Origin of the sequence: Marinobacter sp. RI1, assembly GCF_041155085.1 — a bacterium.
In the GTDB taxonomy this organism is placed as follows: Bacteria; Pseudomonadota; Gammaproteobacteria; order Pseudomonadales; family Oleiphilaceae; genus Marinobacter; species Marinobacter nauticus.
Genome location: NZ_AP031605.1, coordinates 1,803,442 through 1,816,970 on the forward strand (window position 1 = coordinate 1,803,442; position 13,529 = coordinate 1,816,970).

The following is a 13,529-nucleotide window of genomic DNA, read 5'->3' on the forward strand; positions in this document are numbered from 1 at the left end:
CGGGCTTATTGAGGTTCACGCTGGTGCCAGTCGGTCACCTGCTGGAACTGATGGGCGGCGTTCAGCAGGCGCGCTTCGGAGAAGTAATCCCCGATAATCTGCAGCCCCACCGGCAAGCCGTCGACAAACCCGGCCGGAACCGACATGGCCGGAATGCCTGCAAGGTTAATGGCGATGGTGAACACGTCTTCCAGGTACATGGACACCGGATCGGTGTTCTTCTCGCCCTGCTTGAACGCCGGCGTTGGCGACACCGGGCTCATCAGCACGTCCACTTCCTTGAACGCATTGATGAAATCCTGCTGGATCAGGCGGCGCACCTTCTGGGCCTTCAGGTAATAGGCATCGAAATAACCGGCGGACAGGGCATAGGAACCCACCAGAATCCGGCGCTTCACCTCGTTGCCGAAGCCTTCCGCCCGGGTGCGGGTGTACATGTCCATCAGGTCTTTCGGGTCTTCGCAGCGGTAGCCATAGCGCACGCCGTCAAACCGGGACAGGTTGGCGGACGCCTCCGCCGGAGCGATCACGTAATACGCTGCGATGGCCAGCTTCGCGTTTGGCAAGGAAACCTCCTTCACCGTCGCGCCCAGCTTTTCATACTCGCGAATCGCGTTACGAACCTGCTCTTCCATAGCCGGAGCCAGCTGGTCACTGAAGTATTCCTTCGGCAGGCCAATCTTCAGGCCCTTCAGCGGCTCGTTCAGGGTGGCCGTGTAATCCGGTACTTCCCGGTCAATGCAGGTGGAGTCCTTCGGATCGTGCCCCGCCATCACATTCAACATCAGCGCGGCATCTTCTGCCGTGCGCGCCATCGGCCCGCCCTGATCCAGGGAAGAGGCAAAGGCAATCATCCCGTACCGGGATACCCGGCCATAGGTCGGCTTCAAGCCGGTGATGCCGCACAATGCCGCCGGCTGACGGATTGAACCACCGGTATCCGTGCCCGTTGCTGCTGGCACCAGTCGTGCCGCTACCGCAGCCGCAGAACCACCAGATGAACCACCCGGTACCCGCTTGTCACCACCGGACAGGCCCCAGGGGTTGGTCACGGCGCCATAAAAACTGGACTCGTTAGACGAGCCCATGGCGAACTCGTCCATGTTGGTCTTGCCAAGGCACACCGCGCCAGCCGCCTTGAAGTTAGCCGTTACCGTCGCGTCGTAGGGAGGTACAAAATTATCCAGCATTTTCGAACCGCAACTGGTGCGAATGCCGCTGGTGCAGAAGATATCCTTGTGAGCAAAGGGCACCCCGGTCCACACCGTGGCCTTACCCGCCGCCCGCATCTCGTCTGCAGCCCTGGCCTCGGCCAATGCCTGCTCTTCGGAGATGGTAATAAAGCTGTTGTACTTGCCGTCTTCTGTCTTCAGACGGTCCAGGAACTGCTGCGTCAGCTCCACACTCGAAATCCTGCCACTCTCCAGCTCTCTGGAAAGTTCTGCTACAGACTTGTTATGCATGATAAATCCCGAAATCTCTGATGGACGACCAAATCACTCAATAACCCTGGGCACCAGATACAACCCATCCTCGGTAGCCGGCGCAATCGCCTGGAACGCCTCCCGCTGATTGGTTTCGGTAACCACATCCGGCCGCAGCTTCTGCACCGCATCCAGCGGATGAGCCATCGGCTCCACCGAATCGGTATCCGCGGCACTCAACTGATCCACCAGATCCAGAATATTGCCCAGATCCTTTTCCAGAGCCGAAACCTGCTCGCCGTCCACTTTGATGCGGGCGAGCACGGCAACTTTCTCGATGTCCTCGCGGGAAATGCTCACGTTGCCTCCAAAAAGCGTGTGTGAAAACAATTTAATGTCAGGTTAGAAGCCAGGAATAGCGTATGGGGATGCTTGTGAGGATGGCTTTCCAAAACTGTGCGAAGCCATGGATGGCGGAGCTCAAGCGACACAGGGATGTGCCGAAGGAGCGTGTTTTGGAAAGCCATCCTCACAAGCAGCCATGCTCCACGGTTAACTGCGCGCGGAATCCTGGCGACAACAAAGCCAGACATATTAGCAGAACCGCGCGCAACATTGGCCCCGTCTAAAGCCATAAAATGTGAGAATGGTAAGCCCCGAAGCCCCGATGGCGCCTTGCCTGAGTAGGTGCTCACTGCTAAAGTTGCCGCATTCTTTTCTGCAACCGCAACTCTCAGGTTGAAACAACACGAATGTTAATCAAAAGACTCCGAGGCTTATTCTCAAGCGACCTGTCCATCGACCTGGGCACCGCCAACACCCTTATCTACGTGCGCGAACGCGGCATTGTACTTAACGAACCCTCTGTCGTGGCCATCCGCACCAATAACTCCCAGAAAATGGTCGCTGCCGTCGGGTCCGAAGCCAAACGCATGTTGGGCCGCACCCCGGGCAATATTACCGCCATCCGTCCCATGAAAGATGGTGTGATCGCCGACTTCGTCGTGACCGAAAAAATGCTCCAGCACTTTATTCACAAAGTGCACGAAAACAGTTTCATTACCCCGAGCCCCCGCGTACTCGTGTGTGTGCCCAGCAAATCTACCCAGGTAGAGCGCAAGGCCATCCGCGAATCGGCCCTGGGTGCAGGCGCCCGCGAGGTGTTCCTGATCGAAGAACCCATGGCGGCCGCCATTGGTGCCGGCCTGCCGGTGGAAGAAGCCAGCGGCTCCATGATTGTCGACATCGGTGGCGGTACCACCGAGATCGCCATTATCTCCCTGAATGGCATCGTCTATGCCGAATCCGTCCGGGTTGGTGGCGACAAGTTCGACGAAGCCATCGTTACTTACGTCCGTCGCAACTACGGCAGCCTGATCGGCGATTCCACAGCCGAGCGTATCAAGCATGAAATCGGCTGTGCCTATGAAGGCCTGGAAGTGCGAGAAATCGACGTTCGTGGTCGCAACCTGGCTGAAGGTGTGCCCCGGGCCTTTACCCTGAACAGCGAAGAAATTCTCGACGCGCTTCAGGAATCCCTGGCCCAGATCGTCCAGACCGTGAAGAGCGCCCTGGAGCAGTCTCCGCCTGAACTGGCCTCCGACATTGCTGAGCGCGGCATTGTGCTGACCGGTGGCGGTGCGCTGCTGCGGGGCCTGGACAAGCTCATCAGCGAAGAGACCGGCCTGCCGGTCATTATTGCGGAAGATCCGCTGACCTGCGTAGCCCGTGGCGGCGGTAAAGCCCTGGAAGTGATTGATCGCGGTGGCATCGGAATGTTCTCCCAGGAGGGGTAACCCCGTGGGAGGGCTAAGCCATTAAGACCATATTCGTCCAGGGGCCGGTACCCGGTTTCCGGCTGTTTCTCGTCGTTCTGTTATCGGCAGCGTTAATCGCTGCCGATGCCCGTTTTGACAAGCTCACCACCGTCCGCAGCACTCTTGCCACCGGTCTGGCACCGGTGTACTGGCTTGGCAATGCCCCATATTCCTTTGCTGACTGGTTTTCCGGCCTGTTTGTTAGCCGTGATGATCTGCAGCAGGAGAACGAAGAGCTCAAAACCCGCCTGCTGATTCTGGAGCGTCGTGCTCTCAAGTACGCGGCTCTGGCGTCGGAGAATAACGAGCTGCGCCGGCTGCTGAATTCTTCCGAAGTACTGGATGACCGGGTCATTGTGGGCGAAGTGGTGGGGGTCTCCCCGGATCCGTTCTCCCACGAGATCATCATTAACAAGGGCGAGAGTGATGGTGTCACGACTGGTCAGGCGGTACTGGACGCAGAGGGCCTGATGGGCCAGGTGATCCAGACCAGCCAGTTCACCTCCCGTGTCCTCCTGGTGTCCGACAGCAGTCACGCCGTTCCTGTTGAGGTGGTACGTAATGGTCTGCGTTCGATTTTGCTGGGTAACGGCGAAACCGATGAGCTGGATCTGGTTCACGTACCGGATACTGCTGACATCCGCGAGGGCGACATGCTGGTCAGTTCCGGTCTTGGCGGGCGATTCCCCCGGGGCTACCCGGTGGCAGAGGTCAGTTCCATCGTCAAAGAGCCGGGGGAGCCTTTTGTGACCATTCAGGCCGCGCCCAAAGCCCGCCTCAACCAGAGCCGGCTGGTGCTGATCGTATTTCAGCCGGAAGAGCGTTCGGTGCCCGAAAATGGGCAGGCGGCCCCGGATAACGAGGAGGCAAACTGATGTTGTCTGTCATCAGTTATCCGCTGTTCGCCATCACCGTGGTGTTATCGTTGGTGTTGAGTATCTCCCTGTTCCCGGTGGACTGGTTTCAGTTTCGCCCGGAGTGGCTCGGACTGATTGTCTTCTACTGGACCTTCCGCGCCCCGGCCCAGTTTGGCATTCTGATGGCCTGGTGCCTGGGGTTGTTACTGGATATTCTCGAGTCTACCCCGCTGGGCGTGAATGCCATGGGCATGGCCCTGATCGCCTTTCTGGTGCTGACCATTCACCAGCGGTTGCGGATGTATCCGCTGCCCCAGCAGTGCCTGATGGTGTTTCTGTTATTGGGCATCAACCAGATGCTGGTACATTTCGTGAAACAGTTACTGGGTGCTGAAAGCGCCGGTTTCAGCTACTTGTGGCCAGCCTTGACGAGCGCTCTGGCCTGGCCTGTGGTCAGTGGCGTACTGGACACAATCAACCGTAAACTGGGATAACTGTATGAGCTGCCTCATTCTGGCCTCGGCATCACCGCGCCGCGCTGAGTTGCTGAGACAGATCGGTGCTGACTTTCAGGTGGCGCCTGCCGAGATAGACGAGACTCCGCAACCGGGTGAAGCGGCTCAGCACTATGTTGAGCGCCTGGCCCGGGAGAAAGCCTCTTGTGTTGCCGGTGAGGCCCCGGGTGCCTGGGTACTGGGGTCTGACACCTCTGTTGTTGTAGACGGAGAGATTCTTGGGAAACCGGAGTCCGATACTCAGGCTTGTGAGATGTTGCGCCGGTTATCTGGAAGAACCCATCAGGTGATGACCGCGATCGCTCTGGCGCAGGAGCAGAAGTGTCGGTCATTGGTGGTGGTCACCGATGTCAGCTTTCGGGAGCTCTCAGAAGCCGAAATTGTCGCCTACGTCGCCACCGGTGAACCCATGGACAAGGCGGGAAGCTACGGAATTCAGGGACTTGGTGGTATCTTTGTTCGGGAACTCAAGGGCAGCTACAGCGCTGTGGTGGGTTTGCCCCTGCAGGAAACCGCAGAGTTATTGGCAGATGCCGGCGACCCTGTCTGGCGCCACTGGCCATGCAGTAAGGAGAGCCAAGCATGAGTGAAGAGATCCTGATCAACGTGACTCCGGTGGAAACCCGGGTCGCCCTCGTTGAAAACGGCATGTTGCAGGAAGCCTATATCGAGCGCACCAGTCGCAAGGGGATTGTCGGCAACATCTACAAGGGCAAGGTCGTTCGGGTGCTGCCCGGCATGGAAGCCGCGTTCGTGGACATCGGCCTGGAACGGGCGGCTTTCATTCATGCGTCCGACGTCGTCAGTGGCCAGACATCTGGCGACGAACCGTCAGACGCCCCCAGGACCGTACCGGATATCCGTACCCTGTTGCGGGAGGGGCAGTCCCTGGTGGTGCAGGTAACCAAGGACCCGATTGGTACCAAGGGTGCGCGACTCACCACCCAGCTTTCCATTCCCTCCCGTTATCTGGTGTTCATGCCAGGCGTCTGCCATGTCGGGATTTCCCAGCGTATTGAAGATGATAATGAGCGCGCGCGGCTGAAATCCCTGATCGAGGAAGGTGCAGCGGAACACGATGATGTGCAGGGTGGCTATATCATCCGCACCGCGGCAGAGGCTGCCTCGGCCGAAGATCTGATTGCGGATATGACCTACCTGCACCGGCTCAGCCAGTCGATCCAGGAGCGCATTGCCAAAGCGCCGGCACCCTCGGTGGTCTATCAGGACTTGCCGTTGTTTATTCGCACCATCCGGGATCTGATCCGACCGCAAACGGAAAAAGTGCGTATTGATAGTCGCGAGAGCTATCAGCGGGTAATGGAGTTTGTTAAAGAATTCGTCACTGAGTTTGCTGAAAAGGTGGAGTACTACCCGGGTGAGCGGCCTATCTTTGACCTGTATTCGGTTGAAGATGAAATCCAGAAAGCCCTGAGCCGTAAGGTGCAGCTCAAATCCGGTGGCTATGTGATCATCGATCAGACCGAAGCGATGACGACCATCGACATCAACACCGGTGCCTTTGTGGGCCACCGCAATCTGGAAGAGACCATCTTCAAAACCAATCTGGAAGCCGCCCGGTCGATCAGTCGTCAGCTTCGGCTGCGGAATCTGGGCGGGATCATCATCATCGACTTTATCGACATGGAAGATCCCGAACACCAGCGCCAGGTGCACAGGATGCTGGAGAAAATGCTGGAACGGGATCACGCCAAAACCAAGATCACCGGCGTTTCCGAGCTGGGCCTTGTGGAGATGACCCGAAAACGCACCACCGAAAGCCTGGGTCAGGTTCTGTGCGAGCCGTGCCCGATCTGTGATGGCCGGGGATTCCTGAAAACCGCCGAAACCGTATGCTACGAAATCTTCAGGGAAATCCTGCGCGTTAACCGTGCCTATGAGGCCGAGAATTACCTGGTGATGGCGTCCCAGAAGGTGGTGGACCGCCTGCTGGATGAAGAGTCAGACAACGTTGCGGACCTTGAAACCTTTATCAGTAAAACCATTCGCTTCCAGGTTGAGCCTTTCTACAGCCAGGAACAGTACGACGTTGTTTTGCTCTGACACCTGAGCAGCAGGGCGTTGCAGGGAGCTGAGTCTTATGTCGATCCGCGAGCCGGACAGTTCGCAACCAGCCGAGGATGAGCGCGGTCTGGTTGCCCGCGGGTTGGCGGTCTTTGCCAGTGTGGTCTGGTGGTCCATCCTGACGCTGCTGGTGTTATTCGCACTCTATGTTGGTGTCGGTCGCCAGCTCACCTCTGATATCAACAGCTTTTCTGATGAACTGGCGGCTTCGCTCTCCGAAGCCACAGGCCTGGATGTGTCTGTTGGCCGTTTATCCTCCCAATGGTATTGGCTGGATCCTTCCATTACCGCCAAAGACATCACCATCAATTCTCCGGATTCAGACCGCATTGCCGCGGAACTTGAGCACCTGGAATTGCGGCTCGATTTTTTTGCCTCCCTGTTCCGCTTCCGCCTGGTGTTCCGCAATTTTGACGCTGACGGTCTGGCGTTAACGGTGGTGCGCCCTACCGAGGAACCGTTTATCAATCCGGTCGAAGAGATTGCGGAGCTGGCCGAGCCGGGTGCGCCGGAACTCCAGGAGTGGATTCGCCTGGCTGGCCGCTGGTTGTCGAATCCGGAAGTCCGGGTGACACGGGTCAGCCTGGCGCTGGGCCCAAGCCGGCAGAACCTGCGTTTTCTGGATATTCCACAGCTTGATCTGTCCTACCAGGGAGGCTTGTTCCAGGCCGCAGGCCGGGCCATGCAGAGCGGTACGACCACACAGCTGGCCAGTTTTGCTCTGGTAGGACAGCGGTTTTTCAGGGGTGAGTTTACCGGTCAACTCTACCTGGATGTGGATTCCGGTCGACTGTTCGACGGCCTGATTGATGATCTGAACTGGCGAGGCATACGGGTTGAAGGCTTCGATCTGGGGGGCAGTGCCTGGCTAAGCTTTGAGGATGGCGAGCTGCAGCAGGTTCAGGGCCAGGTTCGCACCCCCTATCTTCAGTTAGGTGTTAACCGTGAATCTCTGGCGCCTCTTGAAGATATTCAGGCTCACTTCGGTTGGCGGCGGGGGGAGGCCCTACGTTTGCAGAAGCTTCGCTGGGACTGGATCGGCGATCAGGTTCTGCCGTTCAGTGTTCGCATCGAAGACGGTCAGGATGAGCTTAAGCTGGTGGCAGACTCACTGCCGCTCAAGCCTTTGCGGCGATTGGTTCAGGCCCTGGAGCTGCTGCCGGATGCCGCCAGCGAGGCGCTGGAGCATTATCAGCCTGCGGGTTTTCTGGACGATATGTTGTTTACTCTGCCAGAGCAGGGCTCCCGGTTCTCGTTAAGTGCCAGATTGCGGGAGTTCGGGGTGCGGGCCTGGTCTGGCGCCCCCCGCGCCGAGGGGCTATATGGCTTTATCCAGATGAATTCAGACAGTGGCAGGGTGACCCTGGATACACCAGAACCCGTCATGCTGGGCTTTCCGCAGTTGTTCAACACTGACTGGACGCTGGACTCCCTATCCGGAACCGTCGCCTGGACCCTGGAAGGAGGGATCACCAGGGTATTCTCCGATGATCTGGAGTTTATCTATCGCTCAGATACCCGGTTAAGCGGCGCTTTTGACCTGCGGCTGGATCGATACGGGGAGGACAATCTTGGTTTGAGCGTCGGCGTAGAAGGCGGCAATGCCGATATGCTGGCGGATTTCGTGCCGGCGAATGCTGTGGGCGAAGGGCTTTACGAATGGCTTACCAACAGTATTCCGGAGGCCGGTATCCGGGGGCAGTACTATGGCCACGGCCGTATCGATTCCGCCGCGCCGTCTGGATCGTTTGTTTCCTCCATGTGGTATGAATTCGATAACGCCACGATTCGATACGACCAGCGCTGGCCCGCTGTGGAGCAGGCCAGCGGGCGGGTCGAGATCCAGAATGCCGACACCCGGGTAGCGCTCGCTCGGGGCGAGATCGGTGGGTTGGAGCTGGAAAACGCCAGTGTTCGGGTCCTTCCCGGAGATGGGGAAACTGGCACGCTGGTGCGCGTAGATGCCGCGTCGACGGTTCCGGCAGAGAGAATACCCTGGTGGCTGACCAATACTCCGTTAGGGGAATTGTTGGGATACGGTAACACCCGGACCCGTTATGAGGGGGAGTTTGAGCTGGACCTTGGGCTGGAGCTACCGCTATCGCAAGGGCAGGACACCCGGGTTACGGCGCAGGTAAAAACCGACAATGCCGGATTCCAATTACCGGATGCGGGACTTCACTGGCAGAATATTCGGGCTGACCTGACTTATGACAGTGTTGATGGATTTTCCGGGCCACCGGTCACTGCCCGTTTTTTCGATCAACCGGTCAGTGTCGTTTTTTCCACCGCGGAGGCCGGCGATGCCATGCTGATACGCCAGCAAGGTGGTCTGAAGCTGCCAGGCTCCCTGGCGGCCTTTGGCCTGGCTAACGATGCGGCGCGCGGGCTTTCCGGAGAGCTTGTCTACACCGCTGAGCTTGAATTAGGCGGTGCCGGCGAGCCGGTGATTTCCCTGTTTTCAGACCTTGAAGGTCTGCAGGTGGATTGGCCCAAACCACTGGCAAAGACCGCGCGCGAGCGAATCCCCCTGTCGGTCCGGGTTGATCCGTTCCAGAGCGAAGGCGTGGCGATCGCTGCGCAATGGCAGGATCGTCTGGACGCTGAACTCCGTTTTAAAGAGACGGGCTTCGAGCTGGTCTTCGAACATTTGAATCTGGGCGCTCACCATCTGACCAATATCGCCATTGATGCGCTTGAGCTGGAGGACCGGTGGGTCGTTCATACAGACTCGGATCGGGCCCGGGGCAGGGTGGTGTTACCCAGAGAAGGAGGCACGGTAGAGGCCGACTTTGCAACCCTGCGCCTGGTACGGGAGACCAGTGCCGCAGAGCAGGACAACGAATTTCTGACTCTTGAGGAGCAGTTGCAGGCGTTCAGGGAGCTGGATATGGGAAATTGGCCCGACATTGATGCCAGAATCTCGGATCTCCGGCTGGATGGCGAGTCAGCGGGAAGCTGGCGTTTCAAGCTGCGCCCTGAACCCTATCGGTTGCGTGTGCAGGAGGTGGAAGGCCGGCTTGGATCCCTGGTGTTGTCCGGCGATATGACCTGGAGCATTGTGGATGACCGGGAAACGACCCGGTTTACTGGTAAGCTGGAGGGCGGGGCCCTTAAGGATCTGGAAGCGCTGACTGGCAGCACCATTCCGATGACCAACGAAGAAACGGCGGTTGAACTGGATCTGGATTGGCCGGGAAGCCCGAACAACATTGCTCTCAGCAAGATAAGCGGCACGGTCAGTGCCCGCCTGGACGACGGCATGATCATGGAGCAGAGCAATTCGGCGCAATTGTTCCGGATCTTCAACCTGCTGAACACTGATACGCTCTGGCGCAGGTTGCGGCTGGACTTCTCGGATCTGTACGAACGGGGCGTCGCCTTTGACGCCATTTCCGGTAAAGCCAACATCATAAATGGTCTGGTGACCATGGATCCGGAACTGCAACTGGTGGGTCCGTCCGGCGCGTTCAAACTCAGTGGCAATACCAACATGGCCGAAGAAACGTTGGATATGCGCCTGGTACTGGTACTACCCGTGACACAGAATCTGCCCCTGGCTGCCATACTGATGGGGGCGAGCGCCCCCATCGGCGGCGCCTTGTTCGTGCTCGATAAAATTCTGGGCGACCCGTTGAGCAAACTGACCAGTGCCACGTACAGTGTCACAGGAACCTGGAGCAATCCGGAAGTGGATCTGCGGGGCGTGTTCGATACCGGTGAGTAAGGAGGCCATGATGGTTCAGGTAGCGGCAATACAAATGGTCAGTACCCATGACATCGATGCCAACCTTGAAGAGGCCCGCAGACTGCTGGCTGAAGCGGCAGGCGCAGGGGCGAAGGTGGCGGTGTTGCCCGAGAACTTCGCCGTTCTGGCGACCGCACAGATGCTGGAGTGCGGCCGCCGGGAGGCGGGTAGCGAGCCTGTTATCCGTCGCTTTCTGGCCGAGCAGGCCCGGTCATTGGGGTTCTGGATTGTCGGCGGTTCCCTGCCGTTGGCCAGTCGGCGAGATGGTTCAGAGTTAACAGACCGGGTACGGGCCACCTGTCTGGTGTACAACGATCATGGTGAAGAAGTGGCCCGCTACGACAAGATTCACCTGTTTGACGCCATGGTTGAAGACGCCCACGGCCAGTATCGGGAATCGGATACCTTTGAGCCGGGTGATCAGGCGATTACGGTGGATACGCCGGCCGGACGACTGGGGTTGGCGATCTGTTACGACCTTCGCTTTTCAGAACTGTTCCGGGCCTTGAGAGAGCAGGGCGCCGAATGGGTCTGCCTGCCCAGCGCCTTTACCTGGCAGACGGGCAATGCCCATTGGCACGCCCTGATACGCGCCCGCGCCATTGAAAACCAGGTCTGGGTGGTGGCGCCGGGGCAAGGGGGGCAGAACAGTAGCCGGCGAAGAACCTATGGCCACAGCCTGATCTGCGATCCCTGGGGTAAGATCGTCAGTGAGTTCGACGAAGGTCCGGGCATGGCTTGCGCCAATCTGGACCTGGAGCAACTGCATCAGTTGCGAAGCCGTATGCCCGTGTGGGAGCACCGGCGGCTCTGATTACTGCTCGGCGTCGTCGATCCATTCCCGCAGAGCCCGGAACAGCTTTCGGGCCTGGCCGGTATTCTTGCCTTTTTCGACTTCCTTGCGGGCATTGCGCACCAGATTGCGCAGGTGCTGTACATCGGCCGAAGGGCAGTAATCAATAAACTCTCCTACCACCTTGTCACCTTCGGAAATTATCCGGTCGCGCCAGCGCTCGGCCAGATGGTGTCGGCGGGTATGCTCTTCGCTGCCAGCGTGGAAGGCGTCGATGGCACGGCCAATAGCTTCGGGGTCGTCCTCCTGGCGCAACACCTTACCAATGTACTGCAAGTGTCGCCGGCGGGCCTCACGCTGGGGAATCCGGCGTGATTCAATGATCGCCGCTTTAAGGGTCTCGCTGATGCTCAGGGTGGCCAGCTGTTCGTCGTTCAGGTCCAGCATGCGTTTGCCCAGATCCTGAAGCGCGTGCATTTCGCGCTTCAGCTGCGATTTGCTGGGGCCAAGGTCGTCCTGGAATTCGTCGTCAAATTGGTCAGTCATGGTAGGTCACAGGTTGCTCAGGCATAGAAAATGGTGGCCAGTCCCAGGAAGGCCATGAAGCCGACAACGTCGGTTACGGTGGTGAGTATCACACTGCCGGCCAGGGCCGGGTCAATGTTCCGGGATTTCAGGAACAGCGGCAAGACGGTGCCCACCAGCGCCGCCGCCACCAGGTTAATAACCAGTGCCGCTGCGATGATGGCGCCAATCAGCCAGTCCTGGAACCAGACCACCGCGGCGGTGGCAACCACCACCGCCCACAGCAGGCCATTCAGTACCCCGGACAGAAACTCACGGTTCAGCAGCCAGCCCACGTTGGCGCCGCTGATCTGGCCAACGGCCATGCCCCGGATTACCAGGGTCAGGGTCTGGCTACCGGCAATGCCGCCCATGCTGGCCACAATTGGCATCAGTACGGCCAGTGCAACGACTTTGGCAATAGTGTCTTCAAACAGTCCAATCACGGCCGATGCGGTAAAGGCCGTGATCAGATTAATGCCCAGCCAGACCGCGCGCCGGCGGGTGGTCTTCATCACCGGGGCAAAGGTGTCCTCGTCTTCATCCAGACCAGCCATACTCATCAGGGAATGGTCTGCGTCCTCACGGATAACGTCGACCACGTCATCGATGGTGATCCGGCCCAGCAGCTTGTTGGTCTCATCCACCACAGGGGCAGAAATCAGGTCGTAGCGTTCGAACAGAGTGGCGACCTTGGTATCGGACAGCGACACGGGAATGGGTTCAATGTCTGTGTCCATCACTTCCCGAACGGTAGCCGCGGGATTGGATACCAGCATCCGGGTAATGGGCAGCATGCCGATAAACTCGTCCCGACGGCTGACCACAATCAGGCTGTCGGTCATCGGGGGCAGGCTGCGGTGACGGCGCAGGTAGCGCAACACAACGTCGATGCTGATGTCCGGCCGCACCGTGATGGTGTCGGTGTTCATCAGGCCGCCAGCAGTGTCCTCCGGGTAAGCGAGGACTTCCTCTACCCGCTGACGGTCTTGCTCGTCCATGGTGTCCAGGACTTCCTGGATCACCGTGTCCGGCAATTGCTGAAGCAAGTCGGCCAGGTCATCCGACTCGAAATCTTCCAGAATGTCCGCCAGCTCCTGCGCGTTCAGCTGGCTCAGGAAGTAGCTACGAATATCGTCGCCAAGGTACTGGAGGACTTCCCCTTCCAGCTGCTTGTCGACCAGGTTCCAGAGCAGGGCCCGTTGGCGTGGTGGCGAAGATTCCAGAAGGTGAGCAATATCGCTGGGGCTCAGACCGCCATTCAGAATGCGGGCCACCTGCTTGAGGGCACCACTGTCCAGCGCTTCACTGAGTGAGCGAAGGCGTTGGCGGGCCTGGCTTTTTTCCAGAATGTCGGTCATTGAACCACCTGCGATCAGAAAACCTTTGCATTATAGCGGAGTTAGGTGGCACACGTGAGAAAGGATTGTAGGTGAATGACGAAACCGGAGGTTATTCTCCTTCACCAAAATAATCGTTGATCAGGGCAGCCAGCGCGTCGATGGCATCCTGTTCGTCCGGACCATCGGCAACCAGTTCCACTTCGGTGCCCTGGCTGGCGGCCAGCATCATCACCTGCATGATGTTCTTGGCGTCTACGTCCCGGCCTTTGCCACGGATTCGCACCTTGCTGTCAAAGTCTGATGCGGTGGCCACAAGCTTCGCCGTGGCCCGCGCATGCAGGCCGAGTTTGTTGATGATGGTGATGGGGCGGCAAATCATAGGC

The 13,529-nt window shown here is 58.6% G+C and carries 12 protein-coding genes; 7 read left to right on the top strand and 5 right to left on the bottom strand.

The features are described from left to right. Nucleotides 1-5 precede the first annotated feature (5 nt). Together gatA and gatC are read right to left on the bottom strand one after the other, a co-directional pair. The gene (gatA, locus tag ACAM27_RS08120) at nt 6-1,463 is read right to left on the bottom strand and encodes an Asp-tRNA(Asn)/Glu-tRNA(Gln) amidotransferase subunit GatA (protein ID WP_031210189.1); all 1,458 of its coding nucleotides are present in this window, start codon (nt 1,461-1,463) and stop codon (nt 6-8) included. A 33-nt stretch (nt 1,464-1,496) separates the two neighbouring features. Then, nucleotides 1,497-1,784 carry an Asp-tRNA(Asn)/Glu-tRNA(Gln) amidotransferase subunit GatC gene (gene gatC, locus ACAM27_RS08125; protein WP_014422114.1) on the bottom strand — a complete coding sequence of 96 codons (288 nt, stop codon included), beginning with the start codon at nt 1,782-1,784 and terminating at the stop codon, nt 1,497-1,499. Nucleotides 1,785-2,176: 392 nt separating this feature from the next. Between gatC and ACAM27_RS08130 the strand changes: the two genes are divergently transcribed. From ACAM27_RS08130 to ACAM27_RS08160, 7 genes are read left to right on the top strand one after another with little or no spacing between them, the layout of a single operon-like run. Next, complete coding sequence (locus tag ACAM27_RS08130; protein WP_011786173.1) at nt 2,177-3,220, top strand: rod shape-determining protein; 1,044 nt, start codon at nt 2,177-2,179, stop codon at nt 3,218-3,220. A 29-nt stretch (nt 3,221-3,249) separates the two neighbouring features. After that, nucleotides 3,250-4,116, top strand: coding sequence for a rod shape-determining protein MreC (mreC, locus tag ACAM27_RS08135; protein ID WP_081432089.1), 867 nt, complete (start codon nt 3,250-3,252; stop codon nt 4,114-4,116). Next, nucleotides 4,116-4,592, top strand: a complete 477-nt coding sequence (gene mreD, locus ACAM27_RS08140) for a rod shape-determining protein MreD (RefSeq protein ID WP_011786171.1) — start codon at nt 4,116-4,118, stop codon at nt 4,590-4,592. The genes mreC and mreD overlap by 1 nt, the downstream gene beginning before the upstream one ends. Before the next feature lie 4 nt (nt 4,593-4,596). After that, nucleotides 4,597-5,199, top strand: coding sequence for a nucleoside triphosphate pyrophosphatase (locus ACAM27_RS08145; protein ID WP_023009074.1), 603 nt, complete (start codon nt 4,597-4,599; stop codon nt 5,197-5,199). Then, on the top strand, nt 5,196-6,677 hold the full coding sequence (rng, locus tag ACAM27_RS08150; protein WP_023009073.1) for a ribonuclease G: 1,482 nt from the start codon (nt 5,196-5,198) through the stop codon (nt 6,675-6,677). Before ACAM27_RS08145 ends, rng begins: the two co-directional genes overlap by 4 nt. Nucleotides 6,678-6,714: 37 nt before the next feature. Then, a complete protein-coding gene (locus ACAM27_RS08155) occupies nt 6,715-10,425 on the top strand; it encodes a YhdP family protein (RefSeq protein WP_369612816.1) in 3,711 nt (1,236 codons plus the stop codon). Nucleotides 10,426-10,435: 10 nt separating this feature from the next. Further along, nucleotides 10,436-11,260, top strand: a complete 825-nt coding sequence (locus ACAM27_RS08160) for a carbon-nitrogen hydrolase family protein (RefSeq protein ID WP_369612870.1) — start codon at nt 10,436-10,438, stop codon at nt 11,258-11,260. On the opposite strand, the gene yjgA is transcribed toward ACAM27_RS08160, so the two are convergent. The 3 genes from yjgA to ACAM27_RS08175 all read right to left on the bottom strand — a co-directional run bounded on the left by yjgA (nt 11,261) and on the right by ACAM27_RS08175 (nt 13,525). Further along, a complete protein-coding gene (gene yjgA, locus ACAM27_RS08165; protein WP_369612817.1) occupies nt 11,261-11,785 on the bottom strand; it encodes a ribosome biogenesis factor YjgA in 525 nt (174 codons plus the stop codon). A 17-nt stretch (nt 11,786-11,802) separates the two neighbouring features. Beyond that, the gene (gene mgtE / locus ACAM27_RS08170; protein ID WP_011786165.1) at nt 11,803-13,164 is read right to left on the bottom strand and encodes a magnesium transporter; all 1,362 of its coding nucleotides are present in this window, start codon (nt 13,162-13,164) and stop codon (nt 11,803-11,805) included. A 91-nt stretch (nt 13,165-13,255) separates the two neighbouring features. After that, nucleotides 13,256-13,525, bottom strand: coding sequence for an HPr family phosphocarrier protein (locus ACAM27_RS08175; protein WP_011786164.1), 270 nt, complete (start codon nt 13,523-13,525; stop codon nt 13,256-13,258). Nucleotides 13,526-13,529 lie beyond the last annotated feature (4 nt).